This window comes from Bosea sp. F3-2 (assembly GCF_008253865.1).
In the GTDB taxonomy this organism is placed as follows: Bacteria; Pseudomonadota; Alphaproteobacteria; order Rhizobiales; family Beijerinckiaceae; genus Allobosea.
On the sequence record NZ_CP042331.1, the window covers coordinates 4,239,262 to 4,261,822 of the forward strand.

Consider the following 22,561-nt stretch of genomic DNA (forward strand, 5'->3'; position numbering starts at 1 on the left):
CCGAGCATTGGCGATAACCCAATGGTCATCCTTGCCTGCCAGTCTGGCTGACGGGATAGCGGTCGAGGACAGAGTATGAGTACGGTCGCAACGCTGCTGCGGGATCTCGAGGCGACGATGGCGCGCGGCTCGGGAGACGAGCGCGCCGTCATCCTGTCACGCCTGACGGACCTCTTCCTCGCGACCGCGATCGACATGGACGAACAGCAGATCGGCGTCTTCGACGCGGTCATCGGACGGCTGTCGCGAGCCATCGAGCTGCGCGCCCGGATCGAGCTCTCGGAGCGGATCGCGCCCGTGCCGAACGCGCCGAGCGGCGTCGTGCGCCAACTCGCCCTCGACGAGATCGCCGTGGCACGTCCTGTCCTGGTGCAGTCGCCGCGGCTGACCGACCAGGATCTCGTCGCGGTGTCGGCGGCCAAGGGCCGCGACCACATGCTCGCCATCACGGAGCGACCCGATCTCGGCGAGCCCGTCACCGATTTCCTGATACTGCGCGGCGGACGGGTCGTCACCCATGCGGTCGCGGCCAATCAGACGGCGCGGTTCTCGCGTCATGGCATGGGCGTTCTGGTGATGCGCGCGGCCCAGGACGACGCGCTCCAGGCGACGCTCGGCTTGCGGCGCGACATTCCGCCGGAGCTGGTCGGGCAGCTCATGACCGCCGCCAAGAATTCCGCCCGCCGCCGCCTGAGCGAGAGCCTGGAGCCGACGCTGGCCGGAGACGTCGACGGTGCGGTCGAACGCGGCGCCGACGCCATCGCGGCCGGCGGCCAGATGCCCGGCGAACTCGGCGCCATCAGCGCCGCGCTTGTCGAGATCCGTGAGCTGAACGAAGCCGGGCAGCTCGATGAAGCCAAGGTACGCGGTTTCGCGCGGGAGGGTGCGACGGAGCACGCCACCTGCGCCGTCGCCGTGCTGGCGCAGCTCAGCCTGCCGGCGAGCGAGCAGGTCATCCTCGGCAGCGACCGCGAAGCGATCCTGATCGTCGCGCGCGGCCTCGGCTGGTCATGGGAAACGACGGCCGCCCTGATCTCGCTGCGCAAGGATTTCGGGAAATCGCAGGCCGCCCTCGACCGTGCCCGCGAGAGCTTCCGCAACCTCGCCCAGAGCACCGCCCAGCGCGTGCTCGGCTTCCTCAGGATGCGCGACGCAAAGCCGTGAGGTAGCTGGAAATACGCCCTTCCCGAACCGCCTTCGCCTCGTAGCGCGTGCGAATCCAGCCGGGATAGGGCGTGCGCCAGTCGCCCGGCCGTTCATCCGTCCAGTCGAAATCCGGCGAGACCAGCAGGCGCGACAGCGTCCAGCCGACATAATCGTCGATGTCGCTGGCGAAACGGAAGCGCCCGCCGGGGCGGAGCGCCCGCGCGAACAAGGCGAGCGTGTGCTCGGAGACGAAGCGGCGCTTGCGCTGGCGGCGCTTCGGCCAGGGGTCGGGATAGAGCAGGTCGATGGCATCGAGGCCACCGGCGGCCAAGCGCGGCAGCAGCAAGGCGGCATCGTCGTCCCAGACGCGGATGTTGGTCAGCCCCTCCCGCTCGGCGACGGCGAGGAACTTGGCCATGCCGTTGACGAAGGGTTCGACCCCGATGAAGCCGATCTGCGGGCTCTCGCGCATCCGCATCAGCAGATGCTCGCCACCGCCGAAGCCAATCTCGAGCCTGACCGCCTCGACAGGCTGGGGAAAGAGCGCCCTGAGATCGGCAATCTCGCCCTCAGGCAGACGCAGCCGCGGCAGCGTGTGCTCGATCAGATGGCTCTGGCCGTCGCGCAGCGCCTTGCCCTTGCGGCGGCCATAGAAGGCGCGGTCGTCATGATCAGGGTCGTAGCTCATGATCCGTGTTCGTATCGCTTTGTCGGACAGGGCGCCGTCATTCCGGACGCAGCGAAGCGGAGATCCGGAATCCATCATAGAGCTCCGGAGCCCTACGATGGATCCCGGGTCAAGACCGGGATGACGGCGGTGTTTCAGCGACCTCATCCATCAAGTCAAAGAAAAAGGCCGGGTGAACCCCGGCCTTCTTGCTCATGACCCGACGGTCCGTCTCAGGCGACAGCCTTCTTCAGCGCGTCGACGAGATCGGTCTTCTCCCAGGAGAAGGAGCCGTCGCGGCCGGCCTTGCGGCCGAAATGGCCGTAAGCGGCGGTCTTGGCATAGATCGGCTTGTTGAGGCCGAGATGGTTGCGGATGCCGTTCGGCGAGAGATCGACGATCTTGCCGAGGACGTCCTCCAGCTTGGCCTCGTCGATCTTGCCGGTGCCGTGCAGGTCGACATAGATCGACAGCGGCTTGGCGACGCCGATGGCGTAGGAGAGCTGGATCGTGGCGCGATCGGCGAGCTTCGCCGCAACGACGTTCTTGGCGAGGTAGCGCGCCGCATAGGCAGCCGAACGATCGACCTTGGTCGGATCCTTGCCGGAGAAGGCGCCGCCGCCATGCGGCGCCGCGCCGCCATAGGTGTCGACGATGATCTTGCGGCCGGTGAGGCCAGCGTCACCGTCCGGGCCGCCGATCACGAACTTGCCGGTCGGGTTGATGTGCCAGACGGTGTCCTTGGAGATCCAGCCTTCCGGCAGGGCCTCGCGGATATAGGGCTCGACGATCTTGCGGACGTCGTCCGAGCTCAGCTTCTCGTCGAGATGCTGGGTCGAGAGCACGATCTGGGTGACGCCGACCGGCTTGCCGTTCTCGTACTTGACGGTGACCTGGCTCTTGGCGTCGGGACCGAGCTTGGCGGCATCGCCCTCGCCCTTCTTGCGGGCCAGCGTCAGCGTCTCGAGGATCTTGTGGGCGTAGTAGATCGGGGCGGGCAGCAGCTCGGGCGTCTCGCGGCTGGCATAGCCGAACATGATGCCCTGGTCGCCGGCGCCGACATCCTTGTTGCTGGCCTCGTCGACGCCCTGCGCGATATCAGCCGATTGCGGGTGCAGCAGCACGTCGATCTTGCATTTCTTCCAGTGGAAGCCGTCCTGCTCGTAGCCGATGTTGCGGATCGCCTTGCGGGCGACCGACTTCACCTTGGACTTGATCTGCTTCTCGTCGAGATGGGTGCGGACCTCGCCGGCGATGACGACGCGGTTGGTCGTCGCCAGCGTCTCGGCCGCGACGCGGACCTTGGACGGCTCATAGCCGGCCTTCACCGCTTCCTTGAAGAAGAGATCGACGATTTCGTCGGAGATGCGGTCGCAGACCTTGTCGGGATGTCCCTCGGAGACGGACTCGCTGGTGAACAGGTAATTCTGGCGTGACACGGTCGCGGTATCCCCTGAATCGGCACATGGAAACAGGCCGGCACACCAAGCCAGCCTCAAAAGACGCGCCGTCTTCGCAGCGGACGCGTTCGACGTCAAGTGGGAAAATCCGTTAATCGAAAGGCTTGTTCGTCAAGACGAACGAAAACGTCCCGGAATCACGCGTTTTCAGCGTCTTGCTCGGCCAACGCCTCGACGAGATCGATAATCCGCTTCCGGACACGGCCACTCTTGATGCGGGTGAAGGCCTTGGTGAGCTGCACGCCTTCGCTGGTCGCAAGGAAGTCGGAAATATACGCTGTCGCCGCGGAATCGGCGAAACCGCCGGCCGGAACGTCGCCCGTGGGAGCACCATCAAAGAAAAAGGACACCGGCACGTCAAGCATCTTGGCAATCTGCTGCAGACGACTTGCGCTGATTCGGTTGGAACCCTTCTCGTATTTCTGTACCTGCTGAAAGGTCAGACCCAGTGCATCACCCAGTTTTTCTTGGCTAATACCAGCAAGCATTCGACGCATGCGGACGCGGCTTCCGACATGTTTATCGATCGGATTGGGGACCTTCTTGATCATGATTAACCTGCTCTTGCGTCAGTCGTCATGACCAGGAGCCGCCATCCTGGTCGGCGCGGAAACGGTGGTGTATTATAGCCGGCACGGACGGTCCACTCATTCTCGCAAAATTTGTTCCAAATGGGATGATCAGCCCCTTTTGAAGCGAGAAACCGCCAGAAAAATGAGCAACATGCCTGCAAAAACGGCATCGCCACCCCGGGCATAGGGTGTCACCGGCCCGCTGCGCGGAAGCGGGGCATCCAATACGCCTTCCACACCGAGAGGCAAGCTCGCGACGACACGGCCGTAGGCATCGACCACCCCGGAGATCCCGGTATTGGCGACCCGGACGAGCGGCAGGCCTTCCTCGATGCTGCGAAGCCGCGCCTGGGCAAAGTGCTGATAAGGGCCACTGGTCTGGCCGAACCAGCCATCATTGGTCAGATTCAGGAAAAACCCGGCGCGGGGGCCGCGCGGGGCGACCTCTCCCGGAAAAACGGCCTCATAGCAGATCAGCGGGGCCGCGACGGGAAGTCCCTTGACCGCAAGGGGCGTCCGATTCGTTCCAGCCGCAAACCCGCCGGGAACGGACACGAATTCCGAGAGTCCGACGCGGCGGATCAGCGTATCGAGGAAAGACGGAAGATACTCGCCGAACGGGACCAGATGGACCTTGTCATAGCCCGCGACGATGACACCTTCGTCGTTGACGACCTGGATCGCATTGTAAATCGGCGGCCTGCCCTCTCCCGGCAGCATCTCGCCGGCCCTGGCGGCGCCGGTGATCAGGGTGACGTCGGGCGGCAGGACGGCCGCGATGCGGGACAGCGCGCCGGGCGTGCGACCCAGCAGGAAGGGGAAGGCGGATTCCGGCCAGATCAGATGCGTGACCGATTGCAGGCCGGGCGTCGTCGGGCTCGTCGCGCGATCACTCAGCGCGAGATACTGGTTGAGGATGGCCTCGCCGTTGCGGCCATTGAACTTGGCGTCTTGGGGCAGGTTGGGCTGCATCAGCCGGAGCTTCACACCCGCTACGACCGGCGACGGGCCGGACGGGATGCGCCAGAAGCCAAAGCCGAACAACGCCGCGACGGTGGTCAGCGCGATCAGCGGAGCCGTCCAGCGGCCGGCCGGAGTCTTGGCCGTGCCGATCACAGCCGGCGCAGCGCCAATGGCGACAGCGAGCAAAGTCAGGCCGTACAGACCTGCCAGCGAAGCGAACTGGGCGAGGTGGATCTCACCCGCCAGCATCATGCCGTAGACGTTCCACGGAAAGCCGGTCAGCACATGGCCACGAAGCCATTCGCTCACCGCCAGCGCTGCGGCGAGGACGAGAATGCGTCGGGCTCCTTCGGGCCAGAACAGGCGAGCGGCGCCAAAGGCCAGGGCCGGGAAGATCGCCAGAAAGGCTGGCAGCGCCACGACCCCCAGCGGCATCGCCCAGGCGAATTTGTCGGCCTCGACGAGGAAGGCGGCGCCGAGCCACCACAATCCGGCAAGGAAGAAGCCGAAGCCCCACCACCAGCCGGCGGAGAAGCCTGCACGGAAGCGACCGATCGCAGTGGTGCCAACCGCGCCATCAAGGAGCCAGACCGCCACCGTCATCGGGACAATGACGAGCGGCCAGAGATCGAGGGGTGGCAAGGCAAGCGCGCCGCTCGCACCCGCGAAAAGCGCGATGAGCCGCTTACGCCATCCCCAAGCGAGAATGACGGCTTCCGCAAGCCTCGCCACGCGCATCAACCAGGCTCCATCGCCGTTTCTTCAGGCGCCGTCTGGCTGCGGCGATGGATCGTCAGGCGCTTCACGCGGCGCTGATCGGAGTCAAGGATCTCGAAGCTCAGCCCTTCCGGCCCCTCGACGATCTCGCCCTGCGCCGGAACACGGCCGGCCAGGGTCACGATCAGCCCGCCCAGCGTGTCGATATCGTCAGCCACCTCATTCTGCGAGAGATCGACGCCGGTCGCACGCTTGAGCTCCTCCAGCGTCGCGCGCGCATCCGCGGTGAAGCTGTCCTCGCCCATCGGTGCGATCGGTATCTCCTCGAGATCGTGCTCGTCTTCGATGTCGCCGACGACGATCTCGATCAAGTCCTCGATCGAGACGAGCCCGTCGGTGCCGCCATATTCGTCGATGACGAGTGCGATATGCGTGCGCGTCGCCTGCATGCGGACCAGAAGATCGACCGCCGGCATCGAAGGCGGAACATAGAGCACCGGCCGCAGCAGCTCCGTCGCCGAGAGCGGCGTCTTCAGGTCAACCGCCGCAAGGTCATGCGGGACGGCCAGCTTGCCGCCGTCTTCGGAGGGCTGGTCGCCTTCGGGCCGGGCCTTCTCGGCGATGTATTCCAGAAAGTCGCGGATGTGGACCATGCCGCGCGGGTCGTCGAGCGTATCGTCGAAGACCGGCAGGCGCGAATGGCCGGCAGTCCGGAAATGCGCGAACAATTCGTCCAGCGTGGCATCCGCCGGCACGGCGACGATATCGGCGCGCGGGATCATGACATCGCTGACGCGGCGCTCACGCAAGCTCAGCACGTTGCTGAGCATCGCACGCTCCTGTGCGGAAATGTCAGCAAGCTCGCCATTCTCCTCGGCCAGGGCCTCAACGATCTCCTCGCGCGCCGTGCCGCCGGCGCGCAGGCCGAGACGTTCGAGGAACTGACCGAGCCAATGGCCGAAGCCGCGGCCATTGGTTTCAGACTGGGATTGTCGACTGTCGTCGCTCATGGCTGCGGAAACTGTACGGAAGAAGGGGCCGGCGCGGCGATAAGCTCGCCATCGGCATAGGGGTCGGCAATGCCGAGACGGGCGAGCGCCTCGATTTCGAGCGCTTCCATGCGGCGCGCCTCGTCATCGGTCTCATGATCCTCGCCGAGCAGGTGCAGCAGGCCATGGATGACCAGATGGCGCAGATGGTCGGCGATGTCCTTGCCTTCGCCCTGAGCTTCGCGCTCGACCGTCTCGAAGGCGATGACGATGTCGCCGAGCAATGGGCTGGCTGAAATGCGCTCGGCCGGGGCCGCCGGGAAGGAGAGCACATTCGTCGCCTTGTCGAAGCCGCGCCAGTCGCGGTTGATGACCCGAATCCGCTTGTCATCGGTCAGCAACAGGCTGAGCTCGGCACCGGGCAGGGGCTTGCGAGGCGCTACGGCGAGGCCTGCCGCAAGCGCCTCGGTGACCAGTGCCCGTAGGCTCGCAAGATTGCCGACGGCCTGCCACTTGCGTGACTGAGCCCTCAGATCGAGATCAAGTGACATCTTCTCGGGTGGCGGCGCCGAGCGCCGCCCGCGAGGTCGATCGTTCATCGCGGCCGCTCCCGCGCCAACATCCGCTTCAGTCCTTCGCTGTCGCCCTCGCGGTGGAAATCCGCGGGCGTATCGGGATTGCGCAAGCGCTCCTCCCGTTCCTCGCGCTCATGGCGCGCCGCCGTCTCATAAGCCATGACGATGCGTCGCACCAGTTCATGCCTGACGACATCACCCTCCTCGAAGCGGGCATAGCCGACGCCGTCGACATCCTTGAGCAGCCTCACCGCCTCGACAAGCCCGGAGCGCTGGCCCGGCGGCAGGTCGATCTGGGAGGGATCGCCGGTGATGATCATGCGGGAGCCCTCGCCCAGGCGGGTGAGGAACATCTTCATCTGCATCGCGGTGGCGTTCTGCGCCTCGTCCAGCAGAACGACGGCATTGGTCAGCGTGCGGCCGCGCATGAAGGCGAGCGGCGCGATCTCGATCATGCCGGTCTGCAGGCCGCGCTCGACATGGCGCGCCTCCATGAAGTCGTTGAGCGCGTCATAGATCGGCCGGAGATAGGGATCGACCTTCTCGCGCATGTCGCCGGGCAGGAAGCCGAGCCGCTCGCCCGCCTCCACCGCCGGGCGCGACAGGATCATGCGCTCGACCACGCCCTGCTCGATCAGCGAGACGGCGTGCCCGACCGCGAGCCAGGTCTTGCCGGTGCCGGCCGGGCCTTCGGTGAGCACCAGTTCATGGCGCTTGAGCTGGCGCAGATAGGCGTCCTGCGCGGCGTTGCGCGCCCTGACCGGCCCGCGCTTGCGGGTGACGACAGCGTCGAAGGAGGCCTTGCCGACATCGGCGGCCGGGAAGAGCGAGCGCTGGACATTGCTCTCCTCGATCGCCCCGTCGACCTCGCCGAGAGTGACCGAGGCGCCGGCCTTGGCGCGGGCATAGAGCGTTTTCAAAACGCGGCCTGCCTGCTCGGCGGTCTCGCGCGGACCCTTCACCGTGACGTGGTTGCCGTTGGGATTGACCACGACGCCGAGCCGCCGCTCGAGATGGGCGAGATTCTGGTCGTACTGGCCGAAGACGAGGCTGGCGAGGCGGTTGTCATCGAAGGACAGCACGACCTCGGTGGCCGGCAACCCATCGCGGCCCGCAACCTCAGGGCGGGCTGGCGACACCTCACGTCGCGGGGTCCGGTCGGGTCTTTGCGTCGTCGAATCAGCCTGTGCCAAATGCGTCGTCTCCGTAGGGCGGGCTTTTGCACCCGTTCCCGCCGGGCAGGAGCGCCCGGCCGGGTCGTCTCGCAGCATATCCGAACGCAACAATCTCAGCCTGATGACAGGCCAGAGCCTTCCAGCAGGAGATGGGCACGAACCGCAGCGCGCTCAAGCGGCCATGTCCTTTCCATCCGTCCGCCCCGCCTCCGCCAGCCGGCCGAAGAGCGAATTGGAACCGGCCCGCTCGATCGTCACCTGAACGATGTCGCCGATCTGATTCGCCTCGCTCTCGATCTGGACAGCCTGCAGATAGGGTGACTTTCCAGCAAGCTGGCCGGGGTGGCGGCCCACCCGCTCCAGCAGGACATCCACAGTTCGCCCGACCATCGCGGCGTTGAAAGCCTGGCGGTGATGTTCGATCCGCTCCTGCAGCCGGTAGAGGCGCTCATCCATCACCGTGCGCGGAATCTGTGCGTCGAGCTCGGCTGCCGGCGTGCCGGGGCGCGGCGAATATTTGAAGGAATAGCTCGAAGCGAAGCCGATCTCGTCGACCAGGCGGATCGTGTCCTCGAAATCGGCGTCGGTCTCGCCCGGAAAACCGACTATGAAATCCGAAGAGAGCGCGATATCGGGACGCGCCTTGCGGATGCGCTCGATCAGGCGGCGATACTCGTCGCCGGTGTGCTTGCGGTTCATCGCGGCGAGGATGCGGTCCGATCCGGCCTGCACCGGCAGATGCAGGAAGGGCATCGCCTGCGGCAGGTCACGATGGGCGGCGATGAGATCGTCGTCCATGTCGCGCGGATGGCTCGTCGTGTAGCGGATGCGGGCGATGCCCGGCACCTCGGCAACGCGGCGCATCAGCCGCGCCAGACCCCAGACCGCCCCATCCGGCCCCTCGCCATGATAGGCGTTGACGTTCTGGCCGATCAGCGTGACGTCGCGCACGCCGGCCTGCGCCAGGCGCTCGACCTCGGCGAGAACCTGGGCGACGGGGCGCGAGAACTCGGCGCCGCGGGTATAGGGCACGACACAGAAGGCGCAGAACTTGTCGCAACCCTCCTGGACCGTGACGAAGGCGGAAACGCCGCGCGCCCGGATGATCTGCGGCTTCGGCGCCGGCAGGAAGCCGAACTTGTCCTCGATCGGCAGGTCGGTGTCGACGACCCGCTTCCGCGCCGCCTCGGCCAGCAATTCCGGCAGGCGGTGATAGGCCTGCGGCCCGACCACGAGATCGACGGCAGGCTGGCGATGCTGGATTTCGGCGCCCTCGGCCTGGGCGACGCAGCCGGCGACGACGATCTTCGTCTCCTGCCCCTCGGCCGTCTGGGCGTTCTTGATGTCGCGCAGCTTGCCGAGTTCGGAGTAGACCTTCTGCACCGCCCGATCACGGATATGGCAGGTGTTCAGCAGGATCAGATCCGCGCCCTCCGGCGTCGCCGTTTCCTCATAGCCCTGGTGGCTCAGGATGTCGGCCATGCGCTGCCCGTCATAGACGTTCATCTGGCAGCCGAAGGACTTGATGTGGACTTTCTTCATCGTCGCGGATCGGGTCTCCAAAAGCTTTTCTTTACTGCGGATCGGGCGCCTTGGAAACGGCCCGGCTTCGCTGACATCGCAACAGGCAAGCCGTGCGCCAACCCGTCTCAGACGGCCGGCCGGCCCGTGACCGCCTCGTTCCGCGCCGCGCGTACCGCATCCTCTGCCCGTCGCGTCGCCGCCTTGCGCGACATGGTGCGGCCCATCACGATCGGTTCACCCCAGACCAGCTCGACATCGATCGCGCCGCATTCCAGCACCAGCTTCAGATGCGGCCAGAGCTCGGTATCGCCGTACCAGGCAAGCGCAGCACGCTCGACACGCCCCCCTGGCAGCCCCTGCCAGCCGGTATAGGTGATGGTCAGCGGGTAGACCGTGACATCCGTCTCTACGTCGCCCATGGCCTGATGCGCCGCGCCGAGCAACGAGGAGCGGAAGGGCAGGATGCGCGTGCCGTCTCCGGTCGTGCCTTCGGCGAAGAGCACCACTTCCTCTCCGGCGGCGATGCGGGCGCCCATCGCGGCAGCAACACCTGCGGTCGCGCCGCGGCGTTGCCTGTCGATATAGACCGTATGCTGGAGATTGGCGAGGAAGCCGACCACCGGCCATTCGCCGACCTCGCTCTTGGCCACGAAGGCCAGCTCACGCTCGGCGCCGAGGACGCCGATATCGAGCCAGGAGACATGGTTGGCCACGATCAGCGCCCCTGTCCCGGCCGGCGGCGGCAGTCCCCTGACCCGGCGGCGCACGCCCAGGCACCAGCAGGTCAGGCGATGGAAATGCAACGGCAAGACGCCCCGGTATTTCGGCGTGACCCGCATCACGACAAGCTGAAGCAGGACGAGCCCGAGCGTGCCGCCGATGAGCAGGGCAAGGCGAAAAAGCGCGCCGACGCGGAGGTCTTTCATGCGCGGACGGGTCCGGTCATCGGCGGGGAGAACACCTTGTTGGTCGGAGCGCCGTCAATGGCGCGATTATGTCGCAGAGTCACGTCAGATCGAGGCGCATCGCAATCGCGGTGGCGCGGCTGCCGTCGGCCTTGGGGTAGTAGCCCTTGCGACGCCCAACCTCGCGGAAGCCGAAATGCCGATAGAGCCGCTCCGCCGCGAGATTGCCTTCCTCGACCTCGAGGAAGACGCGCGCGACGCCATCCTCCGCGAGCCGGGCAAGATGAGCCGAGAGCAGGATGCGGCCGAGGCCGTCGCGCCTATTGGCCGGGGCGACCACGATGCTGAGGATCTCGGCCTCGTCGGCCGCCTTGCGTGACATCACGAAGCCAGCCGGATCGCTGCCCTTGCCGAAAACACCATCGGCGGCGACGCTCGTCTCGGCGATCAGCGCGGCGCACTCGGCCGGCTCCCAGCCGCGCGCGAAGCCGCCCTGATGATGCAGGATCGCGACTTGCCGGGCGTAGCCGGCATCGAGCCGCATTGTGCGGGCGGGCGCCGAATCAGGGTGCAGGAGCTTGCGCAGCCAATCCATCCCGCTTGTTCGCACAGATTGACGTTTCGACAACCACCATTTGGAGGAGGCGTTCACCGGCGCGGCAGGCGGGCTTTGTCCTGCGGCGTCGTCTCCGGTGCCTTCAGGTAGAGCGGGCGCGGCGGGGCGGTCTCCGGATCGGCGATCAAGCCAAGCCGCGCAACCCAGGCAATGTCCGGCGCCTTCGTGTCATCGACGACCACAGCATCGAGGCCGATCGCCCAGGCCTCGTTGGCGACGGCCAGCGCCGAGGAACCGACGAGGCTGACGGGGCCGGCGCCGATGGCACGTGCGGCATCGCGATAGCTGACCTGCCGGAGCGAAACGAGCGGCTTGCCTTCCGAGGTCAGCGCCTGGAACCAGACCTGGCCGTGCTTGGCATCGAGCGCAGCCGCGATGACACGACCGGATTCGCGGCCGATCAACGGAGCAGCGCAGGCAGCGACGGTGGTGACGCCGACAGCCGGGATGCCGGCCGCAAAAGCGATGGCGCGGGCCGCGCTGACGCCGACCCGCAGCCCGGTATAGCTGCCGGGGCCGACGGTGACCGCGACGCGGCCCAGCGAGGAGAAACCGCCCTCGACGGCGTTCATCACCCGCTCGACCAGCGGCATCAGCGCTTCCGCATGGCCGCGGTCCATGGCGAGCTGCTCCTGCGCCAGCGGCTCGGTTTCACCGGCTTCCAGGACACAGGCCGAGCAGGCCCCCAGCGCCGTGTCGATCGCGAGAATGCGCATCAGATCTTCATTCCGCGAAAGCCAGGCCCGTCACGCGCACATCCTTCGGCCGGTTCAAACCGCCTCGACTCCGCGCACTTCCGGCAGGAAATGGTGCAGCAGGTTCTGAATGCCGTGCTTCAGCGTCGCGGTCGAGGAGGGACAGCCCGAGCAGGCACCCTTCATGACGAGATAGACCGTGCCGTCGCGATAGCCGCGGAAGGTGATATCGCCGCCGTCACCGGCCACCGCCGGGCGGATTCGGGTTTCGAGCAGATCCTTGATCGTATCGACCGTCTCGGCATCTTCCGGAGCGAAGAACTCGCCTTCCTCGTCGAGATCGGCGGCGGAATTCTCGGCCAGCACCGGGGCGCCGGACATGAAATGCTCCATGATCGCGCCGAGGATGGCCGGCTTCAGATGCGGCCATTCGCCATCCGACTTGGTGACGGTGATGAAATCGGAGCCGAGGAAGACGCCGGAAACGCCGGAAACGCCGAACAGGCGCTGAGCCAGCGGCGAGCGCGCGGCGCCTTCGGCATCGCGCAGGTCGAGCGTGCCGCTGCCCATGACGATGCGGCCGGGCAGGAACTTCAAAGTCGCCGGATTCGGCGTCGCTTCGGTCTGGATGAACATAGATACCTCCGGTACCGGCGGTTCAAGGTCGCCGTTCCTAGTCTCGATATAGGGGCGTCACTGGAATCATTCCAGCACGAAGCAGAGCGCGCGTCGTCATTGCGAGGAGCGAAGCGACGAAGCAATCCAGGGGACTAGGTTGAACGTCTCACCCAGTCCCCTGGATTGCTTCGCTGCGCTCGCAATGACGGTCAGGCGAGCGCGTCGATTTCCTCATCCTCCAGATGCCCCGGCACGATGGCGACGGGAATCGGGAAGCTCGCGGAGGATTTGCCGGCCAGCGCGCTGACCAGCGGACCGGGGCCTTCACGACCGGTTCCAGCGGCAAGCACCAGAAGCGAGATATCCTCGTCCTCCTCGATCAGCTTGACCAGCTCTCCGGCCTTGTCGCCGATGCGCACAATGCGTTCGGGCTCGAGGCCGGCGAGCGTCCGCACCGCGGCAGCAGCCGCGTCGAGCCGCTTCTCGGCCTCGGCCTCGGCTTCCGCCCGCATGACGTCGCCGACGCCGAGCCAGGTCTCGTGCTCGGGCGGTGGGGCGACGGCAAGGAGCACGATCGCCGCGCCGAGGCGGGCGCAGCGGCGCGAAGCGAAGCGAAGCGCCTTGGCACATTCCTCGGTATCGTCGACCACCGCGAGAAACTTGGGGCGATGGCCCGTCTCGTAGGATCGCCGTTTCTTGACCATGAAACTGTCCTGCCGCCGCTTGAGGGACAAGCATGGTGGCCTGCGCCGGCCCCCCGGCGCAAGCCCGTCACCCCCAAGCGGTCCTCGTCAGCCGCGCACGAAGCCGACGATATCCTTGACCTCGCGCATGATCGGCGCGGCGATGGTATCGGCCCGGGCCGCGCCTTCACCGAGGATCGTGTCGATATGCTTCGGCTCGGCCAGCAGGCGGCGCATCTCCACGGCGATGGGGGCGAGCTTTTCGACCGCGAGATCGACCAGCGCCGCCTTGAAGCCCGAGAACTGGCTGCCGCCAAACTGCTGCAGAACCGCGCCCTTCGACGAGCCCGAGAGGCCGGCATAGATGCCGACGAGATTCTCGGCCTCGGGCCGCCCCTCCAGCCCCTTCTCCTCGGAGGGGAGCGCGTCGGGATCGGTCTTCGCCTTGCGGATCTTCTGGGCGATGGTGTCGGCATCGTCCGTCAGGTTGATGCGCGAATAGTCGGAGGCATCCGATTTCGACATCTTCTTGGTGCCGTCGCGCAGGCTCATCACGCGCTGAGCCGGGCCCATGATCATCGGCTCCGGCAGCGGGAAGAAGCCGACATCGCCCGTACCCAGGTCGAGCTCGGCGATCTGCGGCGCGAAGTCGTTGTTGAACTTCTGGGCAATGTCGCGGGTGAGCTCCAGATGCTGCTTCTGGTCCTCGCCGACGGGCACATGCGTGGCCTTGTAGAGCAGGATGTCGGCCGCCATCAGGCTCGGATAGGCGTAGAGGCCGAGCGAAGCATTCTCGCGGTCCTTGCCGGCCTTCTCCTTGAACTGTGTCATGCGGTTCATCCAGCCCAGCCGCGCGATACAGTTGCAGATCCATGCGAGCTCGGCATGGCCCGAGACCTGGCTCTGGTTGAAGATGATGCTCTTCTGCGGATCAACGCCGGCGGCGATATAGGCCGCAGTGACCTCGCGGATGGCGCGCTTCAGGTCGGCAGGGTCCTGCCACATCGTGATCGCGTGCATGTCGACGACGCAATAGATGCACTCATGCGTCTTCTGCATCGCCACCCAGTTGGTCAGCGCGCCGAGATAGTTGCCGAGATGCAGCGTGGAGGTCGGCTGCATGCCTGAGAAAACGCGCTGATGAAAACCCGACATGGGGCACTCCGTCGTCACGATGGAGGAGGGAAGCGGCGCTTCTGGCTCAAGCCCGCCGCTTGCGCAAGGGGAGAGCGCCGAAGGCGCCGAGCACCCAGCCCGCCGTGCCGTAGCTGACAAGGCCTGCGAGGCAGAGCAGGCCGAGCGCCCCGACGCGGTGGAATGTCGGCTGGCCTGCCATCAGCGGCACCGCCAGCAGGCGCAACAGCAGCACCAGCACGCCGAGCATGAGCGCGCTGGCGGCGAGGCTGGCGGCGATGGGCCGCAGATTGCCGAAACTCGGCCGCCAGATGCCATCGCGCAGCAAGGCGATACCAAGCATGAGCGTCTGAACGGCAAAGGCGAGTGTTGCCGCCAAAGCCGCCATCTGCGCCGCATTGCGACCGCCCGGCAGCAGAAACCCGGCCAGCACCGCGACGAGCACCGCCAGGCCGCCCGAGATCAGCGGCAGCCTCGGCAGGCTGCGCGCGAAATAGACCTGTCCGAAGACCTTCGCCACGACGGCGAAAGGCAAGCCGCAGCCGAAGGCGGCGAGCGCCGCAGCCGTGCGCTCGCGATCGCCGGCATCGAAGCGACCATACTCGAACAGTGCGGACACGATCGGCTCGGCGAGCGCCACGAGCGCCGTCGCCGCCGGCAAGGCGAGCGCAAGGCCGAGCGCCAGCGACTGCCCGAGCATGGCGTCGGGCCCGCCGCGGTGCGCCGCCAGCGCCATGTCGGAGAGCACGACCGTACCCATCGCCACACCGACGAAGCCGAGCGGGAGCTGGAAGACGCGGTCGGCATAGTAGAGCGCCGCCACCGCGCCGGGCTCGGAAGAGGCGATCTGCGTCGCGACGAGCAGCACGAGCTGGGCGGCCGAGGCCGCCAGCAGCGTCGCCCCGCCGGTGCGGATCAGCCGCGCCATCTCCGGCGACCAGCGCAGACTCGGGCGCGGCAGGGCCAAGCCATGCAAGCTGATCAGGATCATCGCAAGATGGGCGAGGCCGGTGAGGCTGACGCAAAGCGCGAGCCAGCGCGCCCCGACCTCGGGCGCTGCACCCGTCACATGCAGGACGAGCAGGAGGGCGAGCAGGATCGCGTTCATCAGCGCCGGCGCGAGGGCCGCGACGGCAAAACGGCGCTCGGCATTGAGCAAGGCCGCCAGCAACGCGGCAAGCGTCGTCAGCAGCAGGAAGGGCAGCATCAGCCGCGTGTAGGAGGCCGCCAGAGCAAGCGTTTCAGGCTCATCGGCGAAGCCGCTGGCAAGGCCGAGCACGAGCCAGGGCGCGAAGAACTCGCCGAACGCGACAAGGAGGAGCAGAAGCAGGCCGAGATGCCCGGTCGCCTCGCCGGCGAAGCGTAGCGCAGCGCCATTGCCCTTGTCGTTCTTGACGGCCAGGTAGAGCGGTACGAAAGGCGCGTTGAGCCCGCCCTCGCCCAGCACGCGCCGCACCAGATTGGGCAGGCGCAGCGCGGCGAGGAAGGCGTCGGCCACCGGCCCGCCGCCGAGCAGGCGCGCGATCAGCACGTCACGTGCAAAGCCGAGCAGGCGCGAGGCGACCGTGGCGGCTCCGACAACGGCCGAATCGCGGGCGAGGCGGGAGGGCGAGGTCTCGATCACAGCCCGAAATCCTCGCGGAAGCGGTCGATTTGGTGCATCCGCTCGTGGAGGATGGTCACGATGCCGATATCCCCGTTCGCGAGCCTGCGCCAATAGACGACATGGCGCCCGTAGCGAAAGAGGAAACCGTCGACGCCGAATTCCGCGGGTACAGGCCGCGACAGCACGGCATGCGTCTCGATCCGCCCGAAAGCCTCGAAAAGACCTTCGATATAGCGTTCGGCCTGCGCAGCGCCGAAAGCGTCGCGCGTATAGCAATAAATCTCGTCCAGCCGCCGCGATGCAGCTTCCTGAACGCGAATGGCGGTCACACGGAGGCCTTGTTGCGCGCAATCACCTCGGCCGCCGTCAGCGGGCGATAGCTTTCATCGGGGGCCGCGAAGGCGTGGGTCAGCTCGGCCTTGAGCCGTTCGAACGCTTCACGCTCGACCCGTTCCTTGTCACGCCGGATCAGGTCGCGGACGTATTCGCTGACATTCTCATAGGCGCCGTCTTCGCCGATATTGCGGGCGACGAATTCGCTCAACGTACTACCGATGCGCACCGTCATGGTCGTCGTGCGGGACATGGCTTCGAACCTCTTCTGTCTTCAAGATACACAATCTTGAAGACAGAGGCCATGCGCGACAGGCGCGATTCCGCGACGTCAGAGAATAAACCGGCTCAGATCGGCGTTCTTCGCCAGATCCCCGATGCGGGTCTCGACATAAGCTGCGTCGATGACGACGGTCTCGCCCGAGCGATCCGGCGCGGTGAAGGAGATCTCGTCGAGGATGCGCTCGATCACGGTCTGGAGCCGGCGGGCGCCGATGTTCTCGACCGTGGAGTTCACGTCGACGGCGATGCGGGCGATGGCGTCGATCGCGTCGGGTTTGAATTCGACCGTGACCTCTTCGGTCGCCATCAGAGCGACCGTCTGCTTGATCAGGCTCGCCTCGGTCTCGGTGAGGATGCGCTTGAAATCCTCGATATCGAGCGGATTGAGCTCGACGCGGATCGGCAGACGGCCCTGCAGCTCCGGCAGCAGATCGGAGGGGCGGGAGATGTGGAACGCACCCGAGGCGATGAACAGGATGTGGTCGCTCTTGACCGCGCCGTACTTGGTCGCGACGGTGGTGCCCTCGATCAGCGGCAGCAGGTCGCGCTGCACGCCCTCGCGCGAGACATCGGCGCCGCCCTTGCCCTCGCGGCTGCAGATCTTGTCGATCTCGTCGAGGAAGACGATGCCGTTGTTCTCGACCTCGCGGATCGCCGCCTGCACGATCGCCTCCTGGTCGATTAGCTTGTCGCTCTCCTCGGCCAGCAGTGGCTGATAGGCATCCTTGACCAGCATGCGCCTCGGCTTGCCCTTCTGGCCGAAGGCCTTGCCGAGCATGTCGGAGAGATTGATCGCGCCGATCGAGGCGCCCGGCATACCGGGCAGTTCGAACATCGGCGTGGCCGCGCCAGCGCCCGCCGCCACCTCGACCTCGATCTCCTTCTCGTCGAGCTCGTTGTCGCGCAGCTTGCGGCGGAAGGACTCGCGCGTCGCCTGGCTGGAACTCGCGCCGACCAGGGCGTCGAGCACACGCTCCTCGGCCGCGAGATGCGCCTTGGCCTGGACATCCTTGCGCCGGCTCTCGCGCACCAGCGCGATCGCGACCTCGACGAGGTCGCGCACGATCGATTCCACGTCGCGGCCGACATAACCAACCTCGGTGAACTTGGTCGCTTCGACCTTGAGGAAGGGCGCGTTGGCGAGCTTGGCGAGGCGGCGCGCGATCTCGGTCTTGCCGCAGCCGGTCGGCCCGATCATCAGGATGTTCTTCGGCAAGACCTCCTCGCGCAGTGGCCCCTGCAGCTGCTGGCGGCGCCAGCGGTTGCGCAACGCGATGGCGACGGCGCGCTTGGCATCCTTCTGACCGACGATGAAGCGGTCGAGCTCCGAGACGATCTCGCGGGGGGAAAAGCTGGTCATTGCGTACTGTATCCGGATGAAATGGCCTGGCGAGCGTGCTGGCGGCAAACGTCAGGCTGCTTCGAGCGTCTCGATGACGAGCGAGTGGTTGGTGTAGACGCAGATGTCACCGGCGATCGTCATCGCCTTGCGCACGATCGTCTCGGCATCGGGCTCGATATCGATCAGGGCACGCGCCGCCGAAAGCGCATAGTTGCCGCCGGAACCGATCGCCATCACCGCGCCGTGCTCGCTTGCCTCCGGCTCCAGCACGTCGCCGGTGCCGGAGATCAGCAGGCTGACCTCCTTGTCGGCGACGAGCAGCATCGCCTCCAGCCGGCGCAGATAGCGATCCGTGCGCCAGTCCTTGGCAAGCTCGACGCAGGCGCGCAACAGCTGCGCCGGATATTGCTCGAGCTTGGCCTCCAGCCGCTCGAACAGGGTGAAGGCATCGGCAGTCGCCCCGGCAAAGCCAGCAATCACCTGCCCCTTGGCGAGGCGACGGACTTTCTTGGCATTGCCCTTCATGATCGTCTGGCCGAGCGAGACCTGCCCGTCGCCGCCGATGACGACCCGCCCGCCCTTGCGCACCATCAGGATGGTGGTGGCGTGCATCACGGGGACATTGCTGTGTTCGGACATGGCGATCGGGAACCGGAACTGGACTGCGGAAGACGCCAACATGTTCAGGCAAGCCCGCTCTATCAAGAGGGCACAGTCGCAACGTCGCTGCAAAGCTGGGTTTTGCGGACGAATCACGGCTGACGCTGTTAGCGATGAGCCGTCGGCAGCCCGCGCGTGAGGCCATCGAATAGTTCAAATGTAAACTGCTTGAATCCGGATATTGACTTCGTTCGCCCGAGGAAAACCCTTCGGCACATCGAGGTCATTTCGAGCATGAACGAGCCTGAATTCCAGGTGATCAATTCGATCAGTTTTTAAGCAGTTTTTTATTGTTAACGGCGAATGGTCGGCTTGTGGAAACGACCTTCTCGTTCAGGAGGTCGCCTTAGGACCGTCACCATGAAATCCATCCGCCTGAAGATTCTCGCCATGCTCGCCATCGTCGCAGGCGGGGCCATTATTTCCGCGATCATCAGTCTCTACGGTCTGCACAAGGCGGATGACCTGAATACGCGTTCCGAAATCCAGGGCAATGTCGCGCTCCTGACGCAGCGGATCAATGGCGTCGTCACGGCCGTGGTCATGGAGTCGCGCGGCATCTACATGGCGAAGACTCCACAAGAGATGGGTGTATACGCCAAGGGGATCGACGATCGTATTCCGACGCTGCGCAAATTCGTGGCCGACCTGCAGAACATCACGCCCACCGAGGAGCGTGAGACCGTTGCGCAGATCGCCAAATCCGTCGAGGAGTTCATCGCCTTCCGCACCGAAACCGCCCGGCTCGGACGCCAGGTTTCGGCGGAAGCCGCCAACGCCCAGGGCAATAACGAGACGAATCGCGCCAACCGCAAAGCGCTCAATGACCTGCTGATCAGTTTCAGCCAACGCATCGAGAAAGCCAGCATCGCCGTGGGAGACGAGGCGACGGCCTTTACCCGTCAGGTCCAGTGGCTCTTGCCGCTCGTCCTGCTGGCAACCCTGGTGATCTCCATCGGCGTGGCGCTCGTCTTCGCACAGCGTTCGATCACCCGTCCGATCCTCGATCTCAGCGAGGTGATGGAGAAGCTCACGGCCGGTGACACCCGCATCGATGTGCCTCATGCCGATCGTCCGGACGAGATCGGCGCCATGGCCCGCGCGGTCTCGGTGCTGCGCGAGAGCACGGAGCAGGTCGCGCTTCTACAGGAACAGGAGCGCGCGGCAGCGGCGGCGCGGCTGGCGCGGGCGCAGTCGATGGAAGCGGTGGTGTCGGATGTCGGCGAGGTCGTCGCGGCGGCAGCCGCCGGCGACTTCTCGGCCCGGCTGCAGATCAACGACGCCGACGAGCAGATGCAGCGGCTGGTGGCCGGCATCAACGAGATCAACGTCGTGGTTGATTCTGCGACGACGGAGTTTGCGCAGGCCTTGTCGGCGATCGCGGGCGGCGACCTGACCAGCCGGGTCGAGACCGCCTATCGCGGCCGCTTCGCCGATCTCAAGGGCGCGATCAACGAGACGGTCGACCGGCTCTCGGCCACGGTCGCGACGATCCAGACCACCTCGGCCGATGTCGGGCTGGCCGCCCGCGAGATCAACATGGGCGCCGACGACCTCTCCAAGCGCACCGAGGAGCAGGCCTCCTCGCTCGAGGAGACCGCCGCCACCACCGAGGAGCTCGCCGCCTCGGTCAAGGCCTCGGCCCAGGCCGCGAAGGATGCCGCCCGCATCGCCGACGACGCCATGCAGGCCGCCGAGAACGGCGGCGCCATCGCCGGCCAGGCGGTCGAGGCCATGGCCCGCATCGAGAGCGCCTCGCAGAAGATCTCCGACATCATCCGCGTCATCGACGACATCGCCTTCCAGACCAACCTCCTGGCCCTCAACGCCGCGGTCGAGGCGGCGCGTGCCGGCGAGGCCGGCAAGGGCTTCGCCGTCGTCGCCTCCGAGGTGCGCACGCTGGCGCAGCGCTCGGGCGAGGCGGCCAAGGACATCTCGGGCCTGATCTCCTCCTCCAATGCCGAGGTCGGCGCGGGCGTGAAGCTGGTGCGCCAGGCCGGCGACCAGCTCGCGCGCATCCTCGAAGCCTCGCAGAAGGTGGCGGCGACCATCGCCGACATCTCGGCGGCCTCCGGCGAGCAGGCCAACGGCATCGACGAGATGAGCCAGGCGGTGGCGCATCTCGACGAGATGACCCAGCAGAACGCGGCGCTGGCTGAAGAGAGCGCCGCTTCCGCCAATGCGCTCTCGGGCCGCATCGGCCAGCTCAACGAGCTGGTCGCGACCTTCCGCACCGGCCGCGAGGCGGTCGGCCAGTCAGGCTATCCGCAGCCCGTCCCGGCAGCGGCCTCGTCCACGGCGCGCCCGGTGAAGGCCCCGGCTCGCGCGTCCGCACGACCGGTCGCTCTGGCGGCAGCGGCTCCGGCTGCATCCGCCAAGGCCCCGGCCGCCGAGCCGGAGCGGCTGCGCCAGCTGGCGGAAGCCGCCTTCGCCCAGTCCAAGGCCGCCCCCGCCCCGCGCAAGGTCGCCAATGGCCGCGCCCAGGATGCCGGCTGGGAGGAGTTCTGAGGCCAAGCGGCTCGGACCCGAACTCTAGCGGCCCTCCCCCCAAACGACACGGCGCTCCAAAAGGGCGCCGTTTTTCTTCGATCGTGAATTTTCTGCGCAGCGGTCCCTTGCGCCGCACCCATATCGACCTATCTCTGCGACAGGCGCCGGGACTTCATGCCCCTTCGTGACGCCGCCATTGCAAACTCATTCGTGACGATCGTCCGTCCGGCTCCTTGGAGGCGGCAGATGCTCAACCGCTTGCTGACAGATCCCGGCGGGGATGTCTGCGACAAGCGGTTTCAGCCGTCACCACAACAGGGAGACGAAAACCATGCCGTTCAGCCAGGTTCTTCAGACTCTCGGCCAGCTCGCCTCCAGCTTCACGCAGGCCAGCCGTCCCACCCGCCTGCTCGAGATCGATCTCGACGACAGGGGCGGTCCCACCCCGTTCGAGCAGGCCGCCATCGGCACGTGGAAGACCGAGGACGGGTCGATCCTGATCGATCTGCGGCCCGACGGGCAGTTCCACAAGGCCAAACCGGCCGCCGGCGCCCAGCATCGCGGCCGCTATGCGGTCGATCGCTCGAAGCTGTATTTCGAGGGCGAGACCGGATGGGTCGCGCTGGGCAAGCTCAAGCGCGGTACGCTCAGCATCGGTGAAAAGCATTTCCGCAAAGCGTAACGCAGCGCCGAAGCTGAATGCGTAAAAAAGGGCGATGCCTTCGACAGAAGGCATCGCCCTTTCATTTTCGAGCAGTTCGCGGAGCCGGTCAGTAGCCGACCGTGAAGCGGCGGCGGCTGTGAGCCGGCTTTTCCAGCTCATCGACCAGTGCGATGGCGTAGTCCTCCGCCGAGATCGCGCTGTTGCCCTTGTCGTCGACCAGAAGCTGGTCGGTGCCGAGCCGGAACTTGCCGGTGCGCTCGCCCGGCTGGATCAGCACCGAAGGCGAAAGGAAGGTCCAGTCCAGCCCCTGCTCCTGCTTCAGCAGATCGAGGAAGACGCCGCCCTTCTTCGCCTCGTCGAGGTAGATCGCCGGGAATTCCGGCGTATCGAAGAGCTTGACGCCCGGCGCCACTTCGAGGCTGCCGGCCCCGCCGACGACGAGATAGCGCTTCACACCCGACTGCTTCACCGCGGCAAGCAGAAGCTGCGGATCGCTGGCGGTGAAATGCACGGCGCTGATCGCGGCATCGTGCCCGGCGACGAGCTTCGCGAGCCCATCCTTGTCGAAGACGTCGCCCTTGACGGCAGTGACGCCGGGCAGGGCCGCGACTTTCTCCGGATTGCGGACGATGGCGGTGACGGCGTGGCCGCGCGAGGCAAGCTCGGCCAGCAGGCGCGAACCGATGAATCCGCTGGCGCCGATCAATGCGACTTTCATGACAGAGGCTCCTTGTTGTGGTATCTT

At 66.3% G+C, this 22,561-nt stretch carries 23 protein-coding genes; 3 read left to right on the plus strand and 20 right to left on the minus strand.

Annotated elements, in window-relative coordinates:
* The first annotated feature begins 75 nt into the window (after positions 1-75).
* Positions 76-1,164 (plus strand): DUF2336 domain-containing protein, encoded by a 1,089-nt coding sequence (locus tag FQV39_RS19520; RefSeq protein ID WP_149131805.1) that lies wholly within the window; start codon positions 76-78, stop codon positions 1,162-1,164.
* Here FQV39_RS19520 and trmB read toward each other — a convergent pair.
* From trmB to hslV, 19 genes are all read right to left on the minus strand, one after another.
* Entirely contained in the window at positions 1,139-1,834 is a 696-nt protein-coding gene (gene trmB, locus FQV39_RS19525; protein ID WP_149131806.1) for a tRNA (guanine(46)-N(7))-methyltransferase TrmB, read from the minus strand. The two genes, FQV39_RS19520 and trmB, sit on opposite strands and share 26 nt — an antisense overlap.
* 212 nt (positions 1,835-2,046) lie before the next feature.
* The gene (gene metK, locus FQV39_RS19530; protein ID WP_149131807.1) at positions 2,047-3,252 is read right to left on the minus strand and encodes a methionine adenosyltransferase; all 1,206 of its coding nucleotides are present in this window, start codon (positions 3,250-3,252) and stop codon (positions 2,047-2,049) included.
* Between the two features lie 158 nt (positions 3,253-3,410).
* Complete coding sequence (locus FQV39_RS19535) at positions 3,411-3,824, minus strand: helix-turn-helix domain-containing protein (RefSeq protein WP_149131808.1); 414 nt, start codon at positions 3,822-3,824, stop codon at positions 3,411-3,413.
* Between the two features lie 129 nt (positions 3,825-3,953).
* Positions 3,954-5,546 carry an apolipoprotein N-acyltransferase gene (gene lnt, locus FQV39_RS19540; RefSeq protein WP_149131809.1) on the minus strand — a complete coding sequence of 531 codons (1,593 nt, stop codon included), beginning with the start codon at positions 5,544-5,546 and terminating at the stop codon, positions 3,954-3,956.
* Positions 5,546-6,535, minus strand: coding sequence for a hemolysin family protein (locus FQV39_RS19545; protein WP_149131810.1), 990 nt, complete (start codon positions 6,533-6,535; stop codon positions 5,546-5,548). The genes lnt and FQV39_RS19545 overlap by 1 nt, the downstream gene beginning before the upstream one ends.
* Positions 6,532-7,113, minus strand: coding sequence for an rRNA maturation RNase YbeY (ybeY, locus tag FQV39_RS19550; protein WP_248313072.1), 582 nt, complete (start codon positions 7,111-7,113; stop codon positions 6,532-6,534). Before ybeY ends, FQV39_RS19545 begins: the two co-directional genes overlap by 4 nt.
* The gene (locus FQV39_RS19555) at positions 7,110-8,228 is read right to left on the minus strand and encodes a PhoH family protein (RefSeq protein ID WP_248313073.1); all 1,119 of its coding nucleotides are present in this window, start codon (positions 8,226-8,228) and stop codon (positions 7,110-7,112) included. Before FQV39_RS19555 ends, ybeY begins: the two co-directional genes overlap by 4 nt.
* Positions 8,229-8,435: 207 nt before the next feature.
* Complete coding sequence (gene miaB / locus FQV39_RS19560) at positions 8,436-9,806, minus strand: tRNA (N6-isopentenyl adenosine(37)-C2)-methylthiotransferase MiaB (RefSeq protein WP_149131811.1); 1,371 nt, start codon at positions 9,804-9,806, stop codon at positions 8,436-8,438.
* A gap of 107 nt (positions 9,807-9,913) precedes the next feature.
* On the minus strand, positions 9,914-10,714 hold the full coding sequence (locus FQV39_RS19565; RefSeq protein ID WP_149131812.1) for a lysophospholipid acyltransferase family protein: 801 nt from the start codon (positions 10,712-10,714) through the stop codon (positions 9,914-9,916).
* Between the two features lie 79 nt (positions 10,715-10,793).
* Positions 10,794-11,288 (minus strand): GNAT family N-acetyltransferase, encoded by a 495-nt coding sequence (locus FQV39_RS19570; protein WP_149131813.1) that lies wholly within the window; start codon positions 11,286-11,288, stop codon positions 10,794-10,796.
* A gap of 53 nt (positions 11,289-11,341) precedes the next feature.
* On the minus strand, positions 11,342-12,025 hold the full coding sequence (gene tsaB, locus FQV39_RS19575) for a tRNA (adenosine(37)-N6)-threonylcarbamoyltransferase complex dimerization subunit type 1 TsaB (RefSeq protein WP_149131814.1): 684 nt from the start codon (positions 12,023-12,025) through the stop codon (positions 11,342-11,344).
* A gap of 54 nt (positions 12,026-12,079) precedes the next feature.
* Positions 12,080-12,640, minus strand: coding sequence for a NifU family protein (locus tag FQV39_RS19580; protein ID WP_149131815.1), 561 nt, complete (start codon positions 12,638-12,640; stop codon positions 12,080-12,082).
* A 191-nt stretch (positions 12,641-12,831) separates the two neighbouring features.
* Positions 12,832-13,326 carry a universal stress protein gene (locus tag FQV39_RS19585; RefSeq protein WP_149131816.1) on the minus strand — a complete coding sequence of 165 codons (495 nt, stop codon included), beginning with the start codon at positions 13,324-13,326 and terminating at the stop codon, positions 12,832-12,834.
* A gap of 87 nt (positions 13,327-13,413) precedes the next feature.
* Complete coding sequence (trpS, locus tag FQV39_RS19590; protein ID WP_149131817.1) at positions 13,414-14,460, minus strand: tryptophan--tRNA ligase; 1,047 nt, start codon at positions 14,458-14,460, stop codon at positions 13,414-13,416.
* 46 nt (positions 14,461-14,506) lie between these two features.
* A complete protein-coding gene (gene murJ, locus FQV39_RS19595) occupies positions 14,507-16,063 on the minus strand; it encodes a murein biosynthesis integral membrane protein MurJ (protein WP_187639991.1) in 1,557 nt (518 codons plus the stop codon).
* Positions 16,060-16,374, minus strand: coding sequence for a type II toxin-antitoxin system RelE/ParE family toxin (locus FQV39_RS19600; RefSeq protein WP_149131819.1), 315 nt, complete (start codon positions 16,372-16,374; stop codon positions 16,060-16,062). Before FQV39_RS19600 ends, murJ begins: the two co-directional genes overlap by 4 nt.
* Positions 16,371-16,631, minus strand: coding sequence for a ribbon-helix-helix domain-containing protein (locus FQV39_RS19605; protein WP_149131820.1), 261 nt, complete (start codon positions 16,629-16,631; stop codon positions 16,371-16,373). Before FQV39_RS19605 ends, FQV39_RS19600 begins: the two co-directional genes overlap by 4 nt.
* A gap of 78 nt (positions 16,632-16,709) precedes the next feature.
* The gene (gene hslU / locus FQV39_RS19610; protein WP_149131821.1) at positions 16,710-18,020 is read right to left on the minus strand and encodes an ATP-dependent protease ATPase subunit HslU; all 1,311 of its coding nucleotides are present in this window, start codon (positions 18,018-18,020) and stop codon (positions 16,710-16,712) included.
* Positions 18,021-18,071: 51 nt separating this feature from the next.
* Positions 18,072-18,641 (minus strand): ATP-dependent protease subunit HslV, encoded by a 570-nt coding sequence (hslV, locus tag FQV39_RS19615; RefSeq protein WP_472840600.1) that lies wholly within the window; start codon positions 18,639-18,641, stop codon positions 18,072-18,074.
* A 381-nt stretch (positions 18,642-19,022) separates the two neighbouring features.
* On the opposite strand from hslV, the gene FQV39_RS19620 reads away from it, so the two are divergent.
* Positions 19,023-21,170 (plus strand): methyl-accepting chemotaxis protein, encoded by a 2,148-nt coding sequence (locus FQV39_RS19620; RefSeq protein ID WP_187639992.1) that lies wholly within the window; start codon positions 19,023-19,025, stop codon positions 21,168-21,170.
* Positions 21,171-21,483: 313 nt separating this feature from the next.
* Positions 21,484-21,834, plus strand: coding sequence for an Atu4866 domain-containing protein (locus FQV39_RS19625; RefSeq protein WP_187639993.1), 351 nt, complete (start codon positions 21,484-21,486; stop codon positions 21,832-21,834).
* Positions 21,835-21,922: 88 nt separating this feature from the next.
* On the opposite strand, the gene FQV39_RS19630 is transcribed toward FQV39_RS19625, so the two are convergent.
* Positions 21,923-22,534: an NAD(P)-dependent oxidoreductase gene (locus FQV39_RS19630; protein ID WP_149131824.1), complete on the minus strand. Its 612-nt coding sequence runs from the start codon at positions 22,532-22,534 to the stop codon at positions 21,923-21,925.
* Between the last annotated feature and the right edge of the window lie 27 nt (positions 22,535-22,561).

Coding starts and splice junctions, on each gene's coding strand:
- FQV39_RS19625 (WP_187639993.1), top strand. CDS start 21,484: ATGCCGTTCAGCCAGGTTCTTCAGACTCTCGGCCAGCTCGCCTCCAGC.
- FQV39_RS19570 (WP_149131813.1), bottom strand. CDS start 11,288: ATGGATTGGCTGCGCAAGCTCCTGCACCCTGATTCGGCGCCCGCCCGC.
- trpS (WP_149131817.1), bottom strand. CDS start 14,460: ATGTCGGGTTTTCATCAGCGCGTTTTCTCAGGCATGCAGCCGACCTCC.
- FQV39_RS19620 (WP_187639992.1), top strand. CDS start 19,023: ATGAAATCCATCCGCCTGAAGATTCTCGCCATGCTCGCCATCGTCGCA.
- FQV39_RS19605 (WP_149131820.1), bottom strand. CDS start 16,631: ATGTCCCGCACGACGACCATGACGGTGCGCATCGGTAGTACGTTGAGC.
- FQV39_RS19535 (WP_149131808.1), bottom strand. CDS start 3,824: ATGATCAAGAAGGTCCCCAATCCGATCGATAAACATGTCGGAAGCCGC.
- FQV39_RS19585 (WP_149131816.1), bottom strand. CDS start 13,326: ATGGTCAAGAAACGGCGATCCTACGAGACGGGCCATCGCCCCAAGTTT.
- FQV39_RS19545 (WP_149131810.1), bottom strand. CDS start 6,535: ATGAGCGACGACAGTCGACAATCCCAGTCTGAAACCAATGGCCGCGGC.
- tsaB (WP_149131814.1), bottom strand. CDS start 12,025: ATGCGCATTCTCGCGATCGACACGGCGCTGGGGGCCTGCTCGGCCTGT.
- miaB (WP_149131811.1), bottom strand. CDS start 9,806: ATGAAGAAAGTCCACATCAAGTCCTTCGGCTGCCAGATGAACGTCTAT.
- ybeY (WP_248313072.1), bottom strand. CDS start 7,113: ATGAACGATCGACCTCGCGGGCGGCGCTCGGCGCCGCCACCCGAGAAG.
- trmB (WP_149131806.1), bottom strand. CDS start 1,834: ATGAGCTACGACCCTGATCATGACGACCGCGCCTTCTATGGCCGCCGC.
- hslV (WP_472840600.1), bottom strand. CDS start 18,641: ATGTCCGAACACAGCAATGTCCCCGTGATGCACGCCACCACCATCCTG.
- FQV39_RS19565 (WP_149131812.1), bottom strand. CDS start 10,714: ATGAAAGACCTCCGCGTCGGCGCGCTTTTTCGCCTTGCCCTGCTCATC.
- FQV39_RS19580 (WP_149131815.1), bottom strand. CDS start 12,640: ATGTTCATCCAGACCGAAGCGACGCCGAATCCGGCGACTTTGAAGTTC.
- FQV39_RS19630 (WP_149131824.1), bottom strand. CDS start 22,534: ATGAAAGTCGCATTGATCGGCGCCAGCGGATTCATCGGTTCGCGCCTG.
- hslU (WP_149131821.1), bottom strand. CDS start 18,020: ATGACCAGCTTTTCCCCCCGCGAGATCGTCTCGGAGCTCGACCGCTTC.
- lnt (WP_149131809.1), bottom strand. CDS start 5,546: ATGCGCGTGGCGAGGCTTGCGGAAGCCGTCATTCTCGCTTGGGGATGG.
- FQV39_RS19520 (WP_149131805.1), top strand. CDS start 76: ATGAGTACGGTCGCAACGCTGCTGCGGGATCTCGAGGCGACGATGGCG.